The 21,715-nt window shown below is 70.8% G+C and carries 20 protein-coding genes; 12 read left to right on the top strand and 8 right to left on the bottom strand.

Annotation, left to right across the window (positions count from 1 at the left end; all coding sequences use genetic code 11):
• Nucleotides 1–58: 58 nt before the first annotated feature.
• Nucleotides 59–2,044 (top strand): isocitrate lyase/phosphoenolpyruvate mutase family protein, encoded by a 1,986-nt coding sequence (locus tag ACFYWJ_RS32850; RefSeq protein WP_355281687.1) that lies wholly within the window; start codon nt 59–61, stop codon nt 2,042–2,044.
• A gap of 6 nt (nt 2,045–2,050) precedes the next feature.
• Here ACFYWJ_RS32850 and ACFYWJ_RS32855 read toward each other — a convergent pair whose 3' ends face one another.
• Complete coding sequence (locus tag ACFYWJ_RS32855; RefSeq protein WP_355281684.1) at nt 2,051–2,542, bottom strand: pyridoxamine 5'-phosphate oxidase family protein; 492 nt, start codon at nt 2,540–2,542, stop codon at nt 2,051–2,053.
• Between the two features lie 62 nt (nt 2,543–2,604).
• Here ACFYWJ_RS32855 and ACFYWJ_RS32860 point away from each other — a divergent pair, with 62 nt between their 5' ends.
• Complete coding sequence (locus ACFYWJ_RS32860; protein WP_355281681.1) at nt 2,605–3,579, top strand: YafY family protein; 975 nt, start codon at nt 2,605–2,607, stop codon at nt 3,577–3,579.
• Nucleotides 3,580–3,686: 107 nt separating this feature from the next.
• On the opposite strand, the gene ACFYWJ_RS32865 is transcribed toward ACFYWJ_RS32860, so the two are convergent.
• A complete protein-coding gene (locus tag ACFYWJ_RS32865) occupies nt 3,687–4,784 on the bottom strand; it encodes an FAD-dependent oxidoreductase (RefSeq protein WP_355281678.1) in 1,098 nt (365 codons plus the stop codon).
• Between the two features lie 99 nt (nt 4,785–4,883).
• Between ACFYWJ_RS32865 and ACFYWJ_RS32870 the strand changes: the two genes are divergently transcribed.
• Nucleotides 4,884–5,435 carry a TetR family transcriptional regulator gene (locus ACFYWJ_RS32870; protein WP_355281675.1) on the top strand — a complete coding sequence of 184 codons (552 nt, stop codon included), beginning with the start codon at nt 4,884–4,886 and terminating at the stop codon, nt 5,433–5,435.
• Here the strand turns inward: ACFYWJ_RS32870 and ACFYWJ_RS32875 are convergent.
• The 4 genes from ACFYWJ_RS32875 to ACFYWJ_RS32890 are packed head-to-tail and all read right to left on the bottom strand — an operon-like array spanning nt 5,428 to nt 10,423.
• A complete protein-coding gene (locus ACFYWJ_RS32875; protein ID WP_355281672.1) occupies nt 5,428–6,870 on the bottom strand; it encodes a gluconate:H+ symporter in 1,443 nt (480 codons plus the stop codon). The two genes, ACFYWJ_RS32870 and ACFYWJ_RS32875, sit on opposite strands and share 8 nt — an antisense overlap.
• An 11-nt stretch (nt 6,871–6,881) precedes the next feature.
• Nucleotides 6,882–7,523 (bottom strand): bifunctional 4-hydroxy-2-oxoglutarate aldolase/2-dehydro-3-deoxy-phosphogluconate aldolase, encoded by a 642-nt coding sequence (locus ACFYWJ_RS32880; RefSeq protein ID WP_355281670.1) that lies wholly within the window; start codon nt 7,521–7,523, stop codon nt 6,882–6,884.
• Nucleotides 7,520–9,136: a D-aminoacylase gene (locus ACFYWJ_RS32885; RefSeq protein WP_355281667.1), complete on the bottom strand. Its 1,617-nt coding sequence runs from the start codon at nt 9,134–9,136 to the stop codon at nt 7,520–7,522. Before ACFYWJ_RS32885 ends, ACFYWJ_RS32880 begins: the two co-directional genes overlap by 4 nt.
• A 9-nt stretch (nt 9,137–9,145) precedes the next feature.
• Complete coding sequence (locus tag ACFYWJ_RS32890; protein ID WP_355281664.1) at nt 9,146–10,423, bottom strand: amino acid deaminase; 1,278 nt, start codon at nt 10,421–10,423, stop codon at nt 9,146–9,148.
• A 154-nt stretch (nt 10,424–10,577) separates the two neighbouring features.
• Here ACFYWJ_RS32890 and ACFYWJ_RS32895 point away from each other — a divergent pair, with 154 nt between their 5' ends.
• The 4 genes from ACFYWJ_RS32895 (at nt 10,578) to ACFYWJ_RS32910 (ending at nt 13,086) form a co-directional block, all read left to right on the top strand.
• Complete coding sequence (locus ACFYWJ_RS32895) at nt 10,578–11,621, top strand: sugar kinase (protein WP_355281662.1); 1,044 nt, start codon at nt 10,578–10,580, stop codon at nt 11,619–11,621.
• Nucleotides 11,618–12,388, top strand: coding sequence for an IclR family transcriptional regulator (locus tag ACFYWJ_RS32900; protein WP_355281659.1), 771 nt, complete (start codon nt 11,618–11,620; stop codon nt 12,386–12,388). The genes ACFYWJ_RS32895 and ACFYWJ_RS32900 overlap by 4 nt, the downstream gene beginning before the upstream one ends.
• Before the next feature lie 5 nt (nt 12,389–12,393).
• The gene (locus ACFYWJ_RS32905; RefSeq protein ID WP_355281657.1) at nt 12,394–12,813 is read left to right on the top strand and encodes a RidA family protein; all 420 of its coding nucleotides are present in this window, start codon (nt 12,394–12,396) and stop codon (nt 12,811–12,813) included.
• A 105-nt stretch (nt 12,814–12,918) separates the two neighbouring features.
• On the top strand, nt 12,919–13,086 hold the full coding sequence (locus ACFYWJ_RS32910; protein ID WP_355281655.1) for a hypothetical protein: 168 nt from the start codon (nt 12,919–12,921) through the stop codon (nt 13,084–13,086).
• A 3-nt stretch (nt 13,087–13,089) separates the two neighbouring features.
• Here ACFYWJ_RS32910 and ppc read toward each other — a convergent pair whose 3' ends face one another.
• Nucleotides 13,090–15,861, bottom strand: a complete 2,772-nt coding sequence (gene ppc, locus ACFYWJ_RS32915) for a phosphoenolpyruvate carboxylase (RefSeq protein WP_355281653.1) — start codon at nt 15,859–15,861, stop codon at nt 13,090–13,092.
• A gap of 78 nt (nt 15,862–15,939) precedes the next feature.
• A complete protein-coding gene (locus ACFYWJ_RS32920) occupies nt 15,940–16,497 on the bottom strand; it encodes a sugar O-acetyltransferase (protein ID WP_355281650.1) in 558 nt (185 codons plus the stop codon).
• A gap of 62 nt (nt 16,498–16,559) precedes the next feature.
• Here ACFYWJ_RS32920 and ACFYWJ_RS32925 point away from each other — a divergent pair, with 62 nt between their 5' ends.
• From ACFYWJ_RS32925 to ACFYWJ_RS32945, 5 genes are all read left to right on the top strand, one after another.
• Nucleotides 16,560–17,213: a LysE family translocator gene (locus ACFYWJ_RS32925; RefSeq protein WP_387163657.1), complete on the top strand. Its 654-nt coding sequence runs from the start codon at nt 16,560–16,562 to the stop codon at nt 17,211–17,213.
• A gap of 45 nt (nt 17,214–17,258) precedes the next feature.
• A complete protein-coding gene (locus ACFYWJ_RS32930; protein ID WP_355281644.1) occupies nt 17,259–17,885 on the top strand; it encodes a TetR/AcrR family transcriptional regulator in 627 nt (208 codons plus the stop codon).
• Between the two features lie 91 nt (nt 17,886–17,976).
• Nucleotides 17,977–19,362, top strand: a complete 1,386-nt coding sequence (locus ACFYWJ_RS32935; RefSeq protein ID WP_355281642.1) for a lipase family protein — start codon at nt 17,977–17,979, stop codon at nt 19,360–19,362.
• 181 nt (nt 19,363–19,543) lie between these two features.
• Nucleotides 19,544–20,170: a hypothetical protein gene (locus ACFYWJ_RS32940; RefSeq protein ID WP_355281639.1), complete on the top strand. Its 627-nt coding sequence runs from the start codon at nt 19,544–19,546 to the stop codon at nt 20,168–20,170.
• Nucleotides 20,161–21,702: a hypothetical protein gene (locus tag ACFYWJ_RS32945; protein ID WP_355281636.1), complete on the top strand. Its 1,542-nt coding sequence runs from the start codon at nt 20,161–20,163 to the stop codon at nt 21,700–21,702. Before ACFYWJ_RS32940 ends, ACFYWJ_RS32945 begins: the two co-directional genes overlap by 10 nt.
• Nucleotides 21,703–21,715: the final 13 nt, after the last annotated feature.

Here is a 21,715-nt window from a genome sequence, read left to right on the forward strand (position 1 = left end):
TCATGCGACGGTGATTGTTCGGCGGCCACCGAACTGTCGCTGGCCTACCGTCGATGCCGTGATCAGCGATCCCGAGCTCGTCCGCGACCTGCTCCACTCCGCGCCGATGCCGCCGGTGCCGGATGCGCCCGGTCCTGGCATCGCGTGGCTGCGCGCGCACGTCCCCCGGTTCTGTGATGGTCCCGTCCATCGGCGCCGACGGGCAGCGGCGCAGCGCGAGTTGGATCGACTCGACCCGGTTGCCCTTCGCGCCGAGGCCGCCACCAGGGCCGGACAGCCGCTGGCCCATGTCCGTGTGCTGCTCGCGGCGATGGGGCTCCCGGAGAGTGCGGTCGCGGCGGTGGCCGTCGTCGCGGCCGCCTATCAACCACACGAACCGATCACGCCGGAGACGGACGCGGCGGTGCGTGAAATCGTGGCATTGTGCGCAGCGCCCGCGCGTGTCTCGGGGTGCACGCACGACAGCGCAGGGGTGTCGGCGGCCGGATACGTCACTGGTAGGCACGGCACGCTCGCGGGAGCCCCGCACCGACCAGCCCGCACCGCCTCTGCGGAGGTCGGCGACATCGCGACGCCGGGCCGGACCGCCGCCCCATCGGGCACCGACCGACACCCACCGGGCAACGGAACGCCCACCTCCGACAGCGAGACCACCGACGACGAGCGGATCGCCGCACGGATCTGCCTCCTGGTGCAGGCGTGCGCGGCGACCGGCGAATTGATCGCGGCCGCCCGCGCCTCGGACATCGGCTCCCCAGCCGACCGCCCGGCACTGATCATGGCGACCACGCCGCCATTGCGCTCCACACGGCGGCTCGTCGACGGTGTGGTGACCGAACTCGATCTTCGCCATCCGGGGCTCGGATTCGGCGCGGGACCGCACCGCTGCCCCGGGCACGAACTCGCGGTCGCCATCGCCGACGGCATCCTCGAATCCGAGACCCCACCTGCGCTTTTCGAGCCGGGCGTGGAACGGCCGCTGACCGGATCGGCTCCGCGGCCTACGCCGCACCTCCGGTCCGGGTCGAGCGTCGAGCCCACGATGAGGACGCTGCCCGATGGGAACCTACGGATCGAGCCGAACGCACACGCCGAACCACGCACACTCACCGAACCAGGCCATCGGCCCGCGCGAAACCAACCGACCAGCTCACACCGTCCAACGGAGCCGCGCTCCGCGCGAGAGCCGGACACGGCGTCGATCGGGCCTGGAAACGGCCCAGCGCCGACGAATGCCCACCCACGTACTCCGAACCCCGCGGATTCGACCGAGTTCCACGCACTCCACCATGGCGAGCGGCCGTTGATCCTGCCCAATGCCTGGGACTTCACCTCCGGCGCCCTGCTCGCGGACGCGGGATTCCCAGCCATCGCCACCACCAGTCTGGGGGTCGCCGCCGCAGCCGGTCTGCCCGATGGCAAGGCCGCGTCCGCGACCGAAACCTTCGCTCTCGCCGCCCGATTGACGCGACTGCCGGTTCTGGTGAGCGTCGATGTCGAAGCCGGGTTCGCCGAGGACCCCGCCGAAGTCGCCGACTATGTCGCCCGGCTGGCCGATCTCGGCGTCGCCGGAATCAATATCGAGGACGGCCGCGACAACACCTTCCTGGCCACGCCGCAGGAACAGGCTGACCTCGTGCACACCATCAAGACCCGCACACCACACCTGTTCGTCAACGCCCGCGTCGACACCCACTGGTTCGGCATCGACGAGGACTCGACCGTGCACCGGGCCCGGCTGTACGCGGCGGCGGGCGCCGACGGATTGTTCGTCCCTGGCGTCACCGACCCGGCCACGCTGCGCACCCTCGTCGCCGCGACCCCGCTGCCACTGAACACCCTGTACGCACCGACCGGCCCCGATCTCGACACCCTCGCCACGCTGGGCGTGCGCCGGATCAGTACCGGATCGGCTCTGTACCGGGCCGCTCTCGGCGCGGCGGTCGGCCTGGCCCGCACCCTCCGCGGCGACCTGGGCGAGTTGTCGGCGCCGCCCGACTACCGGCGCATCCAGGCCCTGCTCGCGGCGGCGAACACCGCCTAGCGCGGGTCAGTCCTTGCGGACCACCCGCTCGCCCGCACCGGGCTTCCACACGGTGATGTCGAGGTGGTCGTCGTCGACCTCGACCGTGGAGGCGCCGGTCAGATCGGCGACGTAGAAGTGGTCGAACTTCTCGCCGCGGATGTCGAAACCGCTGTCGTCGAAGAGTTTCTGGGCGAAACGCGCGTGCACGGCCTCGTCCGGCAGATCGGTGACGGTGCCGAACAGTTTGGCGTCGCCATCGGTGACCTTGGTGTCGACGGTCGCGGTGTGCAGGCAGAACCGCGGGTCACGGGCGAGGTCGGCGAACTTCCTGGTGTTCGGCATGCCGGCCAGGATCAGCATGCCCTCGAAGATCGTCGGCTCGATCGGGCTGATCCGCGGTGACCCGTCGGCGCGGACGGTGCCGAGCAGGCACAGATTGCCGGTCGCCTGGTGCCTGCGCAGGAACAGGGCGGAGATTCGCGGCGCTTCCTCGGTGAACTGGCTCCATGTGGTCATAGTCGAACAGTACGACGCAACCTTGACATCCTGCGTCATGGTTTCCGGCTAGTCTCGAGAACATGCGAGCGAGCAGGTTGGTACAGCTGCTGCTCCTGTTGCAGGCCAAGGGCGGGGCGACCGCGACCGAGCTGGCGCGGGAGCTGGAGGTGTCGGTGCGCACCGTGTACCGGGATGTCGAGGCACTGTCGGCGGCCGGGGTCCCGGTGTACAGCGAGCCGGGGCGCGGCGGCGGCGTGCGGCTGATCGACGGATACCGCACCCGGCTGACCGGCCTCACCTCCGACGAGGCCGACGCGGTCCTGCTGGCCGGACTGCCCGGCGCGGCCGCCGACCTCGGCCTCGGCACCGTGCTCGCCACCGCCCAGCTCAAGATGCTGGCCGCGCTGCCGCCCGAACTGCGCGGCCGTGCCACCCGCATCGCCGAGCGCGTCCACATCGACATGCCCGGCTGGTTCCACCGCCCGGACGACACCCCCACCCTGGCGGCGGTCGCCGACGCGCTGTGGCACGACCGCCGACTCGCGATCAGCTACCGGCGCCGCGACAAGACCGTCGAGCGCACGGTCGATCCGCTCGGCCTGGTCATGAAGGCGGGCACCTGGTATCTGGTCGCCCGCGAGGGCACCGACATCCGCTCCTACCGGGCAAGCCGCATCGCCACCGCCGAACCCACCGGCGAATCCTTCACCCGCCCAGCCGATTTCGAGCTCACCGCGCACTGGTCGGCCGCCGCCGACGACTTCGCCCGCGCCATCCTGCGGGTCCGGGCGCGGTGCCGGGTCTCGGCCGACCACCTCGGCCTGCTGCGCCTGATGAACGACCCGGCGGCCGTCCGCGACGCCCTGGCCTCCGCGAGCGCGCCCGACGACACCGGCTGGGTCGAGATCACCCTCCCCGGCGAGTCCTACGAGGTCCTCGCCCACGCCCTGCTCCCCCTCGGCGAACATCTCGAGGTTCTCGACCCACCCGAACTCCGCGCGGCCATGGCCACCACCGCGGCCGCCATGCACGCCCGCTACCACCCGCCGATCTGACGGCCGCCGCGGTCGGCCGTCGTGGGCGGACCCGAGCGGCGAAGGCGGGCTCTCGGGCCGCCGGAACCGTCCACGACGACACGAGACCTGTGCGCTCGCCGCGTCGGTCAGCACGTCCAGTCGAGGACCTCGCCCATCGCACGCAGGGAAACAGAGGCGGGCACGAGTCGTAGGACGTTGTCCCGCACGGCGACCAGGGGTGCGGCCGACAGCTGGCCGATGGTGCCGATGCGGGCCGAGCGGGTGGCGATCATCCGGGTCCGGGGACGACGCTCCCGGTCGTAGCGGGCCAGGCCGTCGGGTTCGGCGGCCAGGCGGGCCAGCACCACCGCGTCCTCGAGCGCCTGGCACCCGCCTTGGCCGAGATTCGGGGTCATCGCGTGGGCGGCGTCGCCGAGCAGGGCGATCCGGCCCGCGGTGAACGACGGGAGGGCGGGGATGTCGTAGATGTCGTTGTGCAGCACCGTGTTCGGGTCGGCGGCGGCCAGCAGCGCGGGGATCGGGTGATGCCAGCCGGCGAAGCGGTCGCGGACCTCGGCGAAGGTTCCCGGCGCGTGTTCGGGTGCGTTGTAGACGGCGAAGCAGTACACCCGGCCGTCGGCGAGCGGCGCCATGCCGAACCGTGCTCCGCGACCCCAGGTCTCCCCGAACTCGGTCAGTTTCTCCGGGAGTTCGACCACCGCGCGCCAGGCGGTGTACCCGGCGTACCGAGCCCGCACCTCACCGCAGACCGCGCGCCGGACCACGCTGTGCAGGCCGTCCGCGCCGACGACCAGGTCCGCGGTGGACACCCCCGCCGAGTGCGTCACCGATCCGTCGGGGTCGGCCGACGACACCGCGATCCCCGTCCGCACCACGTCATCGGGCAGCGCCGCACGCAGGATCTCGAGCAACGCGGCGCGGTGGACCACCACCGGAGCGCCGAACCGCTCGCGCAGCGTCGCCACATCGGTGCGCGCGAGCCGGCGGCCGCGCGCATCCCGAACCCCGGCCGACACGTCCTCGACCGCCTGCGCCCGCACCGGGGACCCGACACCGAGGGCGTCCAGCGCCCGCAAGGCATTGGACCACAGCGAGATTCCCGATCCGACCTCGGTGAGCTCCGGCGTCCGCTCCAGCACTTCCACCGACCAGCCCCGGCGCGTCAACGCCAGCGCCGTAGCCAATCCCCCGATTCCACCACCGACGACGATTGCTGTGGACATCGCACTCTCCCCTCGTTGCACGTACGACCCACCGTACTACCGCCGTAGTGCCGAACACTACCGTTGTAGTGCGAGTCACTACAGCAGTAGTATCGCCGGGTGGCCACGAAACGCGAACAGATCCTCGACGCCGCCATTGACGTGCTGGGCACGCGCGGGCCGCGGGCGCTGACCCACCGCGCGGCCGATGACGCGGCGGGTGTTCCCAGCGGGTCGGCCTCCAACTACTTCCGCACCCGCGAAGCCCTGCTGATCGGCATCGCCCAACGGCTGGAGGAACGCGATCGCGCCGACTGGACGGCACTGAACCGCCTGCTCGGCCCCGCCACGATCGAGCATCTCGTCGAGGGCCTGGCCCGGTTCGTCCTGCACGCCACCGGCCCCGATCGGGCGCGCACCCTCGCCAGGTTCGCGCTGTTCGGCGAGGCACAGACGATGCCCGCGCTGCACGAATCGTTGCAGCGCGGGCATCATCGGCTCCGGGACTGGGCGATCGAGATGGCGGCGGGGGTCGGGATCGCCCCCGGTGACACGACGATCCTGGTCGACTATCTCGACGGTGTCGTCGTGCACCGGCTCGGCGGTGCGGGGACCGACACCGATCCCCGCATCGCGATCGGCAGGCTGGTCGGCGCGCTGACCGTCAGCTGACGATCGCGAACAACATCGCCGCCACCGCGAAACTCACCACGGACAGCACGGTTTCGAGCACCGTCCAGGTCTGCAGGGTCTGCTTCACGGTCATGTTGAAGTACTTCGCGATGATCCAGAAGCCGCCGTCGTTGACGTGGCTGGCGATGATCGAGCCCGCCGCGATCGCCATGGCGATCAGCGCGATCGACATCTGCGAGTAGCCCTGATCGGTCACCAGTGGCGCGACGATGCCGCCGGTGGTGACGATGGCGACCGTCGCCGAACCCTGCGCGACCCGCAGACCGCAGCTGATCAGATACGACAGGACGATCACCGGCAGGCCCGCCGCGGACATGGTGTCGGCGAGTGCGGTGCCGATGCCGGTCGCGGAGATGACCTTGCCGAAGAAGGCGCCCGCGCCGACCACCAGCAGCACCATGCCGACCGGCTTGAGCGATTCGGCGGTGATGGTGCTCAGTTCCTGCACCGACGATCCGCGCCGGATGCCGAGCAGGTAGAACGCCACGAGCACGGTGATGAGCAGCGCGACCGCGGGCGTGCCGAAGAAGGTGAGCACCTGCAGCAGAGCCGAATCCTGGTCCAGCAGCTGGTAACCGAAGGTCGCGCCGAGAATCAGCACCAACGGGATCGCGATGATCGCGCCGATCAGGGCGACCGACGGCGGCGACTTCGTCAGCACGGCCGTGCCGCCGGAACCTTCGGCGCTGTCACCGGCGGTCGCCCCGTTCGGCTCGAGCGGCACGAACTCGCTGGGCACGTCGACCTGCACGCGCTTGCCGATCCAGGTACCCCACACGATGCCCGCGGCGATGAATCCCGGGATGCCACAGACGAATCCCATGATGATCAGCCAGCCCAGGCTCACCCCGAGCAGACCGCCCAGCGCGACCGGACCGGGGTGCGGCGGCAGGAACGCGTGCGTCATCGACAGCCCGGCCAGCATCGGCATGGCGTAGAGCACCAGCGAGCGTCCGCCGCGCTTGGCCGCGACATAGACCAGCGGCGCGAGGACGAAGATACCGATGTCGAAGAACACCGGGATGCCGAAGATCAGGCCGAGCAGGCCCATCGCGACGGGAGCGCCCTTCTCGCCGAACGTCTTCAGCAGTTTGTCGGTGAGCACGTCGGCGCCGCCGGATCGTTCGAGGATCGCGCCGAGCACGGTGCCGAGACCGATGATCACGGCGATGTGCCCGAGGATTCCGCCGAAGCCGGTTTCCAGCAGTGACTCACCGGCTTTCAGTGGTGTGCCGACGATCTGGGAGACCGGGAGTCCCGCGGCCAGCGCCAGCAACAGACCGGTCAGCAGCAGCGCGACGAACGGCTCCAGTTTGACCTTGATGATGGCGATGAGTAGCACGGCGATCGCGAGACCGCACAGCACCAGCAACCCGGGGGTGGTGGTGCGCAACCAGTCGACAGTGGCGCCCATGGGGATACCTCTCAATCAAGCGAATGGACGAAGCGTGCGGCTTGGGAGCCGATGTGGGACCAGCGCGAATTCGCGACGTCCAGGGGCGCGACCACCTCGGTGCCCGCGGTGACGGCGATCGCTCCCGCCCGCAGGAACTCGCGGGCATTGTGGGAGTTGACGCCGCCGGAGGGGATCAGGAACACGTGTGGGAAGGGACCGAGCAGGTCCTTCAGATAGGCGGGCCCGAGCGCGCGCGCCGGGAAGATCTTGACCGCGGCCGCGCCCAGCTCGACCGCCGCCAGCACCTCGGTCGGGGTGAACGCGCCCATCACGACCGGAATCCCGTGCGCGACAGCGACGTCGGCCACCTCGGGCCGCAGCGCGGGCGTCACCAGGAACTTCGCGCCCGCCTCGATCGCGGCCTCGGCCTGATCGCGCCGGGTCACCGTGCCGACGCCGATCACGGCGGCGCGCACCGCCGAGGCCTTGCGGACGGCGTCGAGCACGCCGAGGGTGGTGAAGGTGAGCTCGACCGCGCGGATGCCCGCACCGGCCAGGGCTTCGGCGAGCCCGATCGGGTCGGGGATGTCCGGCGCCCGCACCACGGTGAGCGCGCGGTCGGCGCGGATCACCGCCATCGCCTCGGACGACGAGCTCTGCAGCGGATTCATCGGGTCTCCTCTCGGGTGGCGTCCAGCCGCAGCGCGCGACCGGCACGCACGCCGGTCGCGTTGCCGTTCGCCAGCGCGAATTCGCCGTTGACCAGCACGTGCTGGATGCCCTGTGCCTGTTGTCGGGGATCTTCGAAGGTCGCGGTGTCGTGGATCGTCGCCGGATCGAAGACGACCACGTCGGCCGCGTGACCGGGACGGATCAGGCCGCGCTCGGCCAGCCGCAGCCGGGCGGCGGGCCTGCCGGTGAGGTGGTGCACGCACTCCTCCAGCCCGAGCACACCGAGTTCGCGGACATAGCGGGACAGGTAGCGCGGGAAGGTGCCCCAGGCGCGCGGATGCGGCCGGGCGCCGACGAGCAGACCGTCGCTGCCGCCCATGTGGCCCGCGTCGACCATGATCGCGCGCACGTTCTCCTCGTGGCCGACGTGCTGCAGGATCGTGGTCGCCAGCTGATCCCGGCGCAGCAGCTCGAAGAACACCTCGACCGGCGCGCAGTGCTCCGCGTCGGCGATCTGGGCGACGGTGCGGCCGACGTAGCCCGCCAGCGTGTCGTCACCGACGCCGCTGATCTGGATGGTCTCCCATTCGACCGTGACCCCATGACACCCGTCGGAGCCGTTGACGTTCACGTCCGCGGTGATCCTGGCGCGCTCGGCGGCGTCGTCGAGCCGGGCCAGCGCGGCATCCGGTCCGCCCGACATCGCCCAGCTCGGCAGCAGCGCCGACAGCGTGGTCGAGCCGGGCAGGTACGGGTAGGTGTCGAGGGTGATGTCGCAGCCGTCGGCCCGGGCCTGCACGACCATCGCGAGGAATTCCGGTGCGCGCCCGCGGTTCACGCCGAAGTTCATGGTGGCGTGGGTCAGGTGCAGCGCGCAGCCGGTGACCTTCGCCAGCCCTATCATCTCCGCGTACGCCTCCAGCGCGCCCGCGCCGTAGGAGCGGGTGTGCGGGGCGTAGAAGCCGCCGTAGGAGGCCACGACCGCGCACAGCGCGGCCAGTTCACCGGTGTCGGCGTACATGCCGGGGGTGTAGGTGAGCCCGCTCGACATGCCGACCGCGCCCTCGTCGAGCCCCTGGGCCAGCAGCGCGCACATCCGGTCGATCTCGGCGGTGGTGGCCGGGCGCTGCTCGGTGCCGACGACGAGCAGTCGCAGCGTGCCCTGCGGCACCAGGTAGGCGGCATTGGGCGTGATGCCCTGATCGAGCCGGTCCAGGTACTGCCCGACCGTGCGCCAGGAGAAGTCGAAGCCCGCCGGATTGCCGTTCCAGCCGGCGATCTGCTTGCGCACCACCGCGAGCGCGGCGTCGTCGATCGGCGCGTAGGACAGGCCGTCCTGGCCGATCACCTCGGTGGTGACGCCCTGGGTGATCTTCGGGAAGTGGTCGGGGTGGGTCAGCAGGTGCAGGTCCGAATGCGCGTGCATATCGATGAAGCCGGGGCTGAGCACCGAACCGGGCTGTGCCGGAACCACTCTCGCGGTGCTCGCGTCGATCGACGCGGGCGCGGCCACCTCGGCGATGCGCCCGCCACGGATCAGGACGTCGCCGCGACGGCGCGGGTCGCCGGTGCCGTCGACGATGTCGATGTCGCGAAACAGTAAGTCGGTCATGGTCATCGGTCAGAAGTAGGTGCGGATCAGGTCGACCACGCGCGGGCTCCGTGCCGCCGCGTCGTCGATCACCGGGATGAGGCGCCATTTGTCGAAGGCCGTGCACGGGTGCGACAGCCCGAGCCGCACGATGCTGCCGACCGGGAGATCGGCGGCGTCGGCGCCGGGCAGCCGCAGGAAGGTGTGCTGATCGTTGAGCGCGCTGACGTGCGCGCCCGCGGGCAGCGCGCCGCCGACCACCAGCTGCGGCACCGGCAGCCCCTCATCGAAGGGGAAGTCGCGTTTTCCGCCGTCGAGCAGCGCCAGTTCCGGTTCCGGCCGCGAGACCACGCGGGCCCAGCCGTGCATCGCGGCCCGCAGACCGGGGTCGACGGCGGGCGCGGCCAGCGGCGAGATGCCGGCGTAGAAGCCGTCGTCGTGGACGAGGTAGGCGCCGCTGCGCAGCACGACCGTCGTGCTCGCGTCGGCCAGCCCGGCCAGTTCCGCGACGACGAGTTCGGGATAGGCGCTGCCGCCCGCGGTGACGATCGCCGGACCGGCGTAGGCCCCGGCCGCGGCGAGTTCGGTGTGCAGGGCGGCCAGTTCGCCGAGGTAGTCGCGCACGGCCGCGACGCCGGCGCTGCTGCGATCGTGGGCCAGCGCGCCCTCGTACCCGGCGACACCGGCGAGGGCGAGCCGGTCGCTGACCCGCAGCGCGGCCGCGACGGCGTGGCCTTCGGCGCGGGTCCGCGCGCCGGTGCGCCCGTGCGGGCCGCCGAGCTCGACCAGGACCCGGACCCGGGGACCGGGCGGGGTGTCGCGCAGGATCTTGTCCATCAGCTCGACGGTGGCGACGCTGTCGGCCCAGCAGAAGAGCTCGAACCCGGCATCGCGCGCGGATTCCGCGGCGAGCCAGCTCAGGGCGGCCGGATCGACGAGCGCGTTGGCGAGCATGATCCGCCCGACCCCGAACGAACGCGCGACCTGCGCCTGCCAGCCGGTGGCCAGCGTGATCGCCCACGACCCCGCCGTCAGCTGGTCGCGCCAGAGCTGCGGGGCCATCGTGGTCTTGCCGTGCGGTGCCAGCGCGACGCCTGCGGCCGCGGTCCAGCGCGCCATCAGCGCGATATTGGCGTCGAGCAGCCCGCGGTCGAGGGTGAGCAGCGGGGTTTCCCACCGGTCCAGTTCCGGTGCGTCCGCGAGATATTCGCGCACGGTCCGGCCCCAAGCCGCGGGCGGCACGCTCTTGTCGCGCGGGCCGATCGCCTCGTCGGCGAGCGCGTCCACGACGGCGTTGTCGATCGTCACAGCATCCCTTTCCCTCGAGCGACCGGGAGTCACCCGGCCGCTCGGTCATATCGGGTAAACATTGCATGATGTGCAACGCTGGTTGCATCTAATGTTTCTGCTCGTTATTGTGCATCCCAGAGGCAGTGACCGCAACCACGAAAGGGCAAAAGAGGTGACCCAGGCAACATCGGTGCCGCCCAGAGCGGTCACCGTGGGCGAGGGACTGGCCGTGCTCGTCGCCCGCCCCGGACCGCTGGAGCAGTCCCCGCACTTCGACCGGAGCGCGGGTGGCGCCGAGGCCAATGTGGCCACCGTGCTCACCCAGCTCGGGGTCGCGGCGGCGTGGCTGTCCCGCGTGGGCGACGACGGCTTCGGGCGCTATCTGGTCGCGCAACTGGCGGCCCAGGGCGTCGAGGTCGGCGCGGTCGCCGTCGATCCGGACCGGCCGACCGGGCTCTACGTCAAGGAACGCGGCAGCGGGTCGGGCGCCGCCCACGACCTGCCCACGCACGCCAGCCGGATGCACTACTACCGCGCCGGGTCCGCCGCCAGCGCGCTGTCGCCCGCCGATCTCGCGACCCGGACGGCCGCCGCCCTGCTCGACGACACCGACCTGGTGCATTTCACCGGCATCACCCCGGCGCTGTCGGAGTCGGCCAACCAGCTGACCCGCACCCTGCTCGCCCTGCCCCGGCGCGGCCGGCTGGTCAGCTTCGACCTGAACTACCGTCCGGCACTGTGGGGTTCGCGGGTCGACGAGGCCGCCGACGAACTCGCCGCCCATGTCCGCGGCGCCGATGTGGTGCTGCTCGGCGCCGACGAGGCCGAGGAGCTCTTCGGCACCGGCGATCCGGTCGCGCTGCGCGCGCTGTTCCCCGAGCCCGCCCAGCTGGTCGTCAAGAACGACAAGCACACCGTCACCGGATTCGACGGCGACACCGTGGTCGAGGTGCCCGCGCTGGCGCTCGAGATCACCGAGCGGATCGGCGCCGGTGACGCTTTCGCCGGCGGCTACCTCGCCGCACTGCTACACGACGCCGACCCGCGCACCCGGCTGCGCTACGGCCACCTGTGCGCTGCCGCCGCGCTCACCGCCACCGGCGACGCGGCGAAAATCCCTCCGGTACAGGACATCCGGCGACTCGCGCAGCTACCGGACGCGGACTGGGCCGGGCTGCGCTATCCGGACGCACTGGATGGGACGATCAGGCCATGAGTCAAAGCGTGTCGCGCGCCCTGTCCATTCTCATCGCTCTCGGCGAGGACTCGCAGTCCCTCGACGAGCTGGCCGGGCGGCTCGGTGTGCACAAGTCGACCGTGCTGCGACTGCTGCAGACCATGCAGGCGGAACGATTCGTCGTGCGCGACAACGCCCACCGGTACTCGCTGGGCACCCGCATGTTCGAACTGGCCAGTCGCGCGCTGGAGAACCGCGATGTCCGCACCGTCGCCCGACCGCACCTGAGCGCGCTGGGCGCCGCCACCGGGCAGACCGTCCACCTGGCCGCCTACGAGTCCGGCGACGCCGTCTACATCGACAAGGTCGACGCCGAGCAGGCGGTCCGGATGTACTCGCGGATCGGCAGACCGGCGCCGCTGCACTGCACCGCGGTCGGCAAGGTGCTGGTCGCGGCCCTGCCGCGGGCCGAGTGGCGCGCGGTCGCCGCGCGGCTGGACTACCACCCCTTCACCACCCGCACCCTGCGCACGCCCGAGCAGTATCTGGCCGAGCTGGAACTGGTCGCCGCGCAAGGGTTCGCCGAGGACCACGAGGAACACGAGAGCTTCGTCAACTGCATCGGCGTGCCGGTGCGCGACGGGATCGGCGCGGTGGTGGCCGCGGTGTCGGTCTCGGTCCCGGACGTGCTGCTCGACCACGATCAGGTGCTGGCGCTGTTGCCGCAGGTCAGGGCAACCGCCGACGCCATCTCCACCGAACTCGGCTGGGCCCCCCGCCGAGACGTCACCGCGAGGAAAGGCTGAACTCCATGGCTGCCGAGAAGTCCGTCAAGATCGCCGTGCGCACCACCGACGCGCCCGCGCCCGCGCACACCTTCTCCCAGGGCGTGCGCAAGGGCCCGTTCGTGCAGGTCTCGGGCCAGGGACCGGTCGACCCGGCGACCAACGAGTACCTGCATCCCGGCGACGTCGCCGCGCAGACCACCCGCACGTTGATGAACGTCAAGGCGATCGTCGACGCCGCCGGCGCCACCTTCGACGACGTGGTGATGCTGCGCGTCTATCTCACCAAAAGGGAGGATTTCGCGGTGATGAACGAGGCGTATGGTGAATTCGTCACCAAGCACACGACCGGTGACGTGCTGCCTTCCCGCACCACCGTCTTCACCGGCTTGCCGCGCGCGGAGATGCTGGTCGAGATCGACGCCATCGCCGTCGTAACGGACTGAGCCACAACGTTTCCGGTGATGTCTCCGACATCACGCACCACCCCGTGTTGAGATGGGGCGGCCCCTTCCGGGGGCTGCTCCGCCCGTTCTACCCGAGGATCTGCCATGTTCGCCAAGATCGCCCGCCCGCTCGCCGTCGCCGCCGTCGCCCTCTCCGTCACCGCCGTCGGCGCGGGTACCGCCTCGGCCGCCACCGCCGAGCCCGTCGTCGGCTCGGTCGCCGTCTGCATCGGCATCCCGGTCGGCCCGGTGACCGTCACCTTCTGCATCTAGCGGCTAGCCGGAGTTACGCAACGCGGTGGCCAGGCCGTTCATGGTGAGCAGGATGCCCCGCTTCACCAGTTCGGAATCGTCACCGCCGCGCAGCCTGCGCAACAGATCCACCTGCAGCTGATTGAGCGGTTCCAGGTAGGGGAAGCGGTTGTGGATCGACTCCGCCAGGGACGGGTTGTCGCTGAGCAGTTCCTCGTGGCCGGTCACGGCCAGGTACATGCGGATGGTGCGGGCGTGCTCGTCGCGGATCATCCCGAAGATCTGCGCGCGCAGCGCCGGGTCCTCGACCAGGTCGGCGTAGCGGGCGGCGATGTCGAGGTCGCTCTTGGCCATCACCTGGGCCAGGTTCGACAGCACCGTCCGGAAGAACGGCCAGCGCTGGTAGAGGTCGGTGAGCCGGGCCAGCCGCTGCGGATCGTCGCCGACCCAGTCCGCCAGCGCGGTGCCGGTGCCGTACCAGCCCGGCAGCATGACGCGCGCCTGGCTCCAGGCCATCACCCACGGGATCGCGCGCAGATCCGACACCGAGTTGGTGGGTTTGCGCGAGGCCGGGCGGCTGCCGATATTGAGGTCGCCGACCTCGGCGACCGGGGTGGACTGCCGGAAGTAGGCGACGAAGCCCGGGGTGTCGTGCACCAGGCGCCCGTAGGCCGCGCGGGCCCGGGCGGCGAGCTCGTCGAGCAGCTCGTAGGCCGGTTCGGCGTCCTCGCCCAGCCCTTCCACGTCCAGCAGCGTCGATTCCAGGGTGCCCGCGATCAGCGACTCCAGATTGCGGTGCGCCGCACCCTGTTCGGAGTACTTCGCGGCGATCACCTCGCCCTGTTCGGTGAGCCGCAGCGAACCCTGCACCGCGCCCGCCGGCTGAGCCAGGATGGCGTCGTAACTGCGCCCGCCACCGCGGCCGACGGTGCCGCCGCGACCGTGGAACAGCCGCAACCGGATGCCCGACTTGCGCGCCACCTCGACCAGATCCAGCTCCGCCCGGTACAGCGCCCAGTTCGCGGCCAGGTATCCGCCGTCCTTGTTGGAATCGGAGTACCCGAGCATCACCTCCTGCCGCATCCCCGCCGCCGCGACCAGTTCGCGATACACCGGCACGTCCAGCACCGCCGCCAGCGTCGCCGCGCCCGCGCCCAGGTCCTCGATGGTCTCGAACAGCGGCACGATGCCGACCGGGCTGCTCGGCGTGTCCTCGGCGGTGCCCGGATCGAGAATGCCCGCTTCCTTGAGCAGCAGCGCCGCCTCGAGCATGTCGCTGACCGAGGTGCACATGCTGATGATGTAGTTCGGGATGGCGGCGGCGCCGAAGGTATCGATCACCGCCTTGCCCGCGCGCAGCACGCCCAGTTCCTTGGCGGCGAGCTCGCTGAGCTGCGCGTGCGGACCGAGCAGCGGTCGGCGGGTCCGCAATTCGTTCGACAGCAGCTCGACCCGCTCGGCCTCCGACAGACTCGGGTAGTCGGCGTGCACGCCCGACCAGGCCAGCAGTTCGGTGACGACCTGCTCGTGCACCTCGGAGTTCTGCCGCATGTCCAGGGCCTGCAGGTGGAAGCCGAAGGTCTCGATGGCGTGGCGCAGCGCGGCGAGCCGGTCGTCGGCGAGCAGGGCGTCCCCGCCCGCGCGCAGCGAGAGGTCGACCGCGTCGAGGTCGTCGAGGACCGCCTGCGGCGTGGCGTACGGGGCTGCGGCCATGTCGAGACCGTGCTCCGGCAGGGTGCCGAGCGCCCGTTCGGCGGTCGCGCTGAGCCGGGCCCGGATCGCGTGCAGCGCACGGCGATACGGCTCGTCGGCGAAGACCGCCGGGTCGGGATAACCGGCCGCGGCGAGCACGGCGACCGCGGGGCTCACCTGGACCAGCCGGGCCGACAGCGACAGCGTCTTCTCCAGCTCGACCAGCTCGTCCAGGTACCGGCCGAAGGCGTAGGCGGCGGCCTGCTCGGCGGCGGTGTGCACGACTTCGCCTGTCACATAGGGGTTTCCGTCGCGGTCGCCGCCGATCCAGGAGCCGGGGCGCAGGATCGGGCGCGGCAGCAGCTCCACCTCGGGCCAGCGGTACCGCAGCGCGGCGCGCACCTGCGCGTTGATCGCCGGGATGACGTCGTAGAGGGTCAGGTCGTAGTAGCGCAGACCGACCGAGATCTCGTCCTGGATCCGCAAGCGCGCCAACCGGATCAGCGCAGTGCGCCACAGGGTGAGCACCTCGCGGCGGATCCGCAGTTCGGACTCGTCGAAGCCGGGATCACCGGGTTCGAGCCTGCGCCGCAGCCGCATCAGCTCGGTGATCTTGGCCTGCACGTCGAAGACGGTGCGCCTGCGGGTCTCGGTCGGGTGCGCGGTGATCACCGGGGAGACCAGCGCGTCGGTGAGCAGTTCGGCGACCGTCGCGCCGTCGAGGGCGGCCGCGTCGAGCTTGTCGTAGGTGGCGGCCAGCGAGGAGTCCTGCGGCGGTTCCCCCGCCGAGACGTGCGCGGCGCGGCGCCGGTCGCGCTGGATGTCCTCGGCGAGATTGGCCAGCAGTACGAAGTAGCTGAACGCCCGGATCAGCGGAATCGCGATCTCGGTGGGCGTGCCGTCGAGCATGTCGGCGACCGCGCTGCGTTCGACCTCCTCGCGGCGCACCCGGAACGCCTCGGTGCGCACCCGCTCGATCAGGTCGAAGACCTCGGGACCCTCGTGGTCGCGGATGGTGTCACCGAGGATGCCGCCGAGAAACCGGATGTCCTCGCGCAGCGGCCGGGTGGCTTCCTGCTCCTGCACGGTTCGCGATTCGCCCATGGAAAGACAGTATTGCCGCCGTGGCCGTCCCGCGACCCGGCGACGCGCCCCGGCCCGCCACGATGCCCGAGGTCACACCTACAGTGACCGGATCACCCGGGCCGGGTTGCCGGCCGCGAACACCCGGTCGGGCAGATCGCGGGTGACCACGCTGCCCGCGCCGACCACCACATCGTCGCCGATGGTCACGCCGGGGCACACGATCACCCCGCCGCCGAACCACGCGTTGTTCCCGATCCGGATCGGCGCCGCGGATTCCCACCGCTGCCTGCGCTTCTCGTGATCCTCCATCGGGTGCAGGGCGGTCAGCAGCTGGCAGCGCGGCCCGATCGAGCAGTCGTCGCCGATGACGATCGGCGCGCAGTCGAGCAGGATCGCGTCGTAGTTGAGAAAACTGTTGGACCCGATCTCGACGAGATAGCCGTAGTCGCACTGGAACCGGGGCATGATCCAGGAGCCCTCCCCCAGCTTGCCCAGCAGCGCACCGAGCAACTCGGTCCGGCGGTCGGTCTCGTCGGGGCCGGTCCGGTTGAACTCGTCGCACAGGCGTTGTGCCCGTTGCCGTTCGGCCACCAGCTCGGGATCGCTGTCCTTGTAGAGCTGCCCGCTCACCATCCGCTGTTTCTGCTCGCCCATGGCGCCGAGTGTAGGGGCGGACGACGGCATGCCATTGTGCGGCGACGGGCGGATCGTTAGCGTTGATCAGCATGGTGTCGATGACGCATCTGGCGTCCTTCGCGGGGCTGGCCTTCCTGCTCGTCGTGGTTCCCGGGCCGAGTGTGCTGTTCACGATCAGCCGGGCACTCACGGTCGGCAGGCGCGCGGCGGTGCTGACGGTGGTCGGCAACTCGGCCGGGGTGTACGTGCAGGTCATCGCGGTCGCCGTCGGGCTCGGCGCGCTCGTGGCCACCTCGGTGGCGCTGTTCACCGCGGTGAAGCTGGTCGGCGCGCTGTATCTGGTCTACCTGGGGGTGCAGGCGATCCGGCACCGGGCCGACCTGGCCGACGCGCTGCGGCCCGGCCGTCCGGAGTCCGGCTACTCCACCCTCGCGGTGCTGCGCGACGGGTTCGTCGTCGGCTTCGCCAATCCGAAGACCATCGTCTTCCTCGCGGCACTGTTGCCGCAGTTCGTCGACACCGCCCGCGGTGGGGTGCCGCAGCAGATGCTGGTGCTCGGCGTCTGCATCCCGCTGTTCGGGCTGATCTTCGACACGCTGTGGGCACTGGCGGCCGACTCCGTGCGCGGCTGGCTGGCCCGCACCCCACGGCGGATGGCCGCGGTCGGCGGCACCAGCGGCCTGATGATGATCGGGCTGGGTACGTCGCTGGCCTTCACCGGACGCAAGGACTGACCTCCGGCGATGCCGCGGCAGCGCCGCGAAAGTAGGGTCGATGTCGTGACAACAGCGCGCACCCGGCACAACTACACCGGCACCTCGGTCGCCGAACGGCAGATCGAGCGCCGCGCGCTGTTCATCGAGGCCGGGCTGACCGTGTTCGCGGAGAAGTCCTATGCCAACAGTTCGCTGACCGACGTGTGCGCGGCGGCGGGACTGTCACGACGGCAGTTCTACGAGCAGTTCGCCGGGCGCGAGGAACTGCTGGTCGCCGTCTACGACTCGGTGCAGGGCAGGGCGCGCGAGGCGGTCGCCGCGGCGCTGGCGGCGGCCGAGACCGACGACCTGCGCGCGCTCATCGACGCCGCGGTCCGCGCCTACACCAGGGCGATCACCGACGATATCCGGCGCGTCACCGTGGCTTTCGTGGAGATCGTTGGGGTGAGCCCGGCGATCGAGGCGCATCGCGCGCAGGTCAGGGACCAGTGGGGCGAGGTGGTCGCCGCGATCGCGCAGGGGCGCGAGGGCGTGCGGACCCCGCCCGGCGGCTGGCGGGTCGCGATGGCCGCCTTCATCGGCGCCGTCAACGGCGCGGTGCATCAGTGGAGCATGGACGACCCGCGGCCACCCGTGGACGAGCTCGTCGATGTCTTCTCCACCCTGCTCAACGCGCTGACCGCCGCGTAGTCCGACCGCCGATTGCGATCTACACCACACCCGTGCCATAGTAGCCGTCATTGAGACGAAGGCGTCTCAATTCACGTGAGGACTGTGCACGATGAGATCTCCCTTCGCTCTGCGATGGATGGCCCTGGTCACCGGCGCGCTCGCGGCCGCGACGGTGCTGGTGGCCGGGCCGGTCGCGGCCGAACCGGCCGCCGTGGCGCCCGCGCCGGTGATTCCCCTCCCGCCCGAACTCGATCCGGGCTTCTACCTGCCGCCCGCCGAGGTCGTTGCGGCCACCGCGCCGGGCGCGATCATCGCCGTCCGGCAGGTGCGCGTCGCCGATTTCGGCCTGCTGCCGATCGATGTCGACGCCTGGCAGGTGTCCTACCGCTCCAACAACAGCCGCGACGAGGCGATCCCGGCGGTCGCCACCGTGATCAAGCCGCGCGGCCAGGCACCCGCGCCGCGCAAGCTGCTCTCGGTACAGCTGGCCGAGGACTCCACCGCGGGCTACTGCGCGCCGTCCTATGCGCTGCAACATCTTTCGGTGGCCCCGCTCGCGGGCCAGATCGTGGTGCCCGCCGAATTCCTGTTCGCCCAGGCCGCGCTGGCGCAGGGCTGGGCTGTCGTCGTGCCGGATCACCAGGGCCCGAATTCGGCCTACGCGGCCGGTCCGCTGGCCGGGCGGATCACCCTCGACGGCATTCGCGCGGCGACCTCGTTCGCGCCGCTCGAGGTGGGACCGACCGCGCCGGTCGGCCTGTACGGCTATTCCGGCGGCTCGATCGCGACCGGTCACGCCGCCGAGCTGAAGGCCACCTACGCGCCCGAGCTGAACATCGTCGGCGCGGCCGAAGGCGGCGTGGGCGCCGATCTCGGTGCCGCGCTGAGCATGGCGAACAACCAGCTCACCTCCGGCCTGGTCTTCGCGGCCGTCCTCGGCCTCACCCGCGAGTACCCGGACTTCGCCGCCTATCTCGACCAGCGGCTCGATCCGCTCGGCAAGGGCCTGTCCGCGATCAAGTCGCCGCTGTGCGTGCAGTACCAGTCGGCCCTGCTGCCGTTCCTGAACCTCACCGGCATGATCGGCTCCGACGGCAACCCCCTGGACGACCCGCCGGTCGCGGCGATGCTCGACGACACCCGCATGGGCAAGGCCACCCCCGACATGCCGATGTTCGTGTGGCATTCCGCGTGGGACGAGATCCTGCCGCTGGGCGCGACGAACACCCTGGTCGACACGTACTGCCGGGACCCGAAGACCTCGCTCACCTACACCCGCGACCACGCCAGTGAGCACATCGTCGCCGAGGTGGTCGGCGGTCCGGCGGCGCTGTTGTGGCTGCGCGACCGGCTCGACGGCGTCCCCGCCCCGACCGGCTGCACCATCTCCGACGCGGGCACCATGGCCGCCACGCCGGGCGCGCTCGGCTTCCTCGGTGACACCCTGGCGGCGAAGTTCGCCACCCTCTTCGGCACGCCGCTGGGCAGCCGCTGAGCCTGCGGGGTGCGGTCGCGACAGACCGCACCCCGCACGAAATCCGCTGCGGCGAACGAGTCTTCGCCTCGCAGCGATCGCCTCCCCCGCGCACCGACGAATTCGGTGATACACATTGACGTTCGATGTTGATTTGTATCATACTCGCCGAGTTCGTCGATCATGAGCAGGAGGTGGCCCGGTGACCGACAACGCACGGGCAGCGCTGGAGATTCTTCGCGATGCGGGGCAGTTCAAGTGGTATGTCATTCCGCTCTTACTGCTGGTCATCTACGTCTACTCGGTCGAGGTCGAGCGCCGGAACTGGAACGTGCTGTTCGCCGGCCTGGCCCTGTGGGGCATGGACTGGTTCAACGAGATCTGGAATTCGCTGGTCTTCCACGTGACCGACCGGGCGCCGGTCTGGGGCGCGAGCGGGCCGACGGCGTATCAGATCCTGATCGGGCTCAATATCGAGATCTGCTTCATGTTCGCGATCATGGGCGTCGCGGCGGCGAAGATGCTGCCGCCCAAGGAGACCCGGATCTTCGGGCTGCCGAACCGGCCGGTGCTCATCGCGGTGAACTCGGCCGCGGCGGTCGGGGTCGAAGTAGTGCTGAACAAGGCGGGCGTGCTCACCTGGGACTGGTCGTGGTGGCAGCCGGGCTTCCCGTTCCTCATCTGGATCATCGGCTACGTGCCGTTCTTCGCCGCCTGCTTCTACGTGCACGACCTGCCCAGCGTGCGGAGTAAAGCGCTGGTGGTCGGCACCATTTTCGGCATCGACGCGATCGCGCTGATCGTCTTCGGCGCGGCGGGGTGGCTGTGAGGGGCGGGCACGCCGTCCGGCGTGGCGCGCTGCTCGCGGCGGCCGGACTGGTGTTCGCCGCGGTGACAGCTCCCTCGGCGACCGTCGCCGACCCGGGCTGTCTGCCGATCGGCACCGTCGGCACGCCGGAGGTGACGGTCGACCAATCCACCGCGGGCCTGGCCGACTTCGCCCCGGCGACGGTCGCCCTGCCCGACCAGGTGTACTTCCGCTCGACCACCGAGTCGTTCAACCGGCGCTGGACCTTCGCCACCCGTGACGGCGCGGTGTACGTGAAAGAGGCCGCCGCCGTGGGTGGTTGGCGCACCGTGACGCTGCCGGGCTGTCTGGCCGGCACGATCGCCGGTGTCTCGGCCGACGACGACGAAGTGATGATGATCGACCGCGACGGCCGGTTCATCACCATGGATCACGCGCTCAGCGCGCCCAGGGACTGGAACTGGAGCAGCCGCTACGGCACGCCGCTGTGGACCGGGGCGGGCAATACGCTCCCGCCGGGAACGCTCACCTGGTCGTGGTCGGTGCTGTCACCCACCGAGGATCACGTCTGGACCGACACGGCGGGCAACGAGCATCCGGTCGGCGGGGCCAAGGTCTCGCACGTGTTCGCCCTGACCCACGGTGGTCAGCGGATCCAGTACGTCGATCCGTGGCTGCCGGTGGACCACAGCTACGAGATGGGCACCCCACTGGGTGGGCGCTTCCAGGCGGTGGCGCTGTCGACCAGCGCGTCGACTTCGCTGGTGGTCAACCGGTTCGGTGACTTCTACACGCGGCTCTACGATTTCGACATCTCCGGCGCGGACAAGGTGTTCTTCCGCTACTCCTACGAGGACCAGCGGGGGCTGCCCGAGGCGCCGGACATGCTCGCCGAGCGCGTCGACACCCGCTACGCCGCGATCCAGCTGCCCGCGCCGGACTGGGTCGCCCAGCCGAAGGTGCCCGGCGAGATCACCGACCGCATCTCCGTCCACCGGACCGCGCCCGGCTCGGCCGCCCGCGAGCTCCGGGTGGAGGGCCGCGACGGCGGGCGCACCGGGTACTGGCGCAAGATGCTCACCGATCCCGCGTGGTCGTTCGTGCCCACCGATCAGCCGCTCACCGGTGCGGCACTGGAGAATTCGCCGATCAGCCGCGCGACGGAAACGCTCGGACCGGCCTCGCCCTACGACTATCTCGGCGCGGCGTCCCAGGGCTGGACCGCCCAGGTGCGTTCCTTCGACCCGGCCGTGTCCCCCACTCCCCTGCGCGTCGACTTCACCGACGGCACCGGTGTCGACCTCGTCCTGCACACCGTCGACGGGTTGCGCCAGACCCCGCAGCAGCCCGGGATCACCGGTCAGCCGCGCGTCTTCGACGCCACGATCGAGGTACCCCAGCAGCTGCTGGCCACGCTCGACACCCAGCCGGTCGCGGTGCGCGATTTCGTCCGGAACACCCTGGGCGGCAACCGTTTCACCGACACATCTGTCGAGGTCACCGACCGCGCGCTCCGGCTGGCCCGATGGGACCTCACCCTGCATCGACGCTGATTCCGGGCACCGG

Source organism: Nocardia sp. NPDC003269 (assembly GCF_042888005.1).
Taxonomy (GTDB): Bacteria; Actinomycetota; Actinomycetes; order Mycobacteriales; family Mycobacteriaceae; genus Nocardia.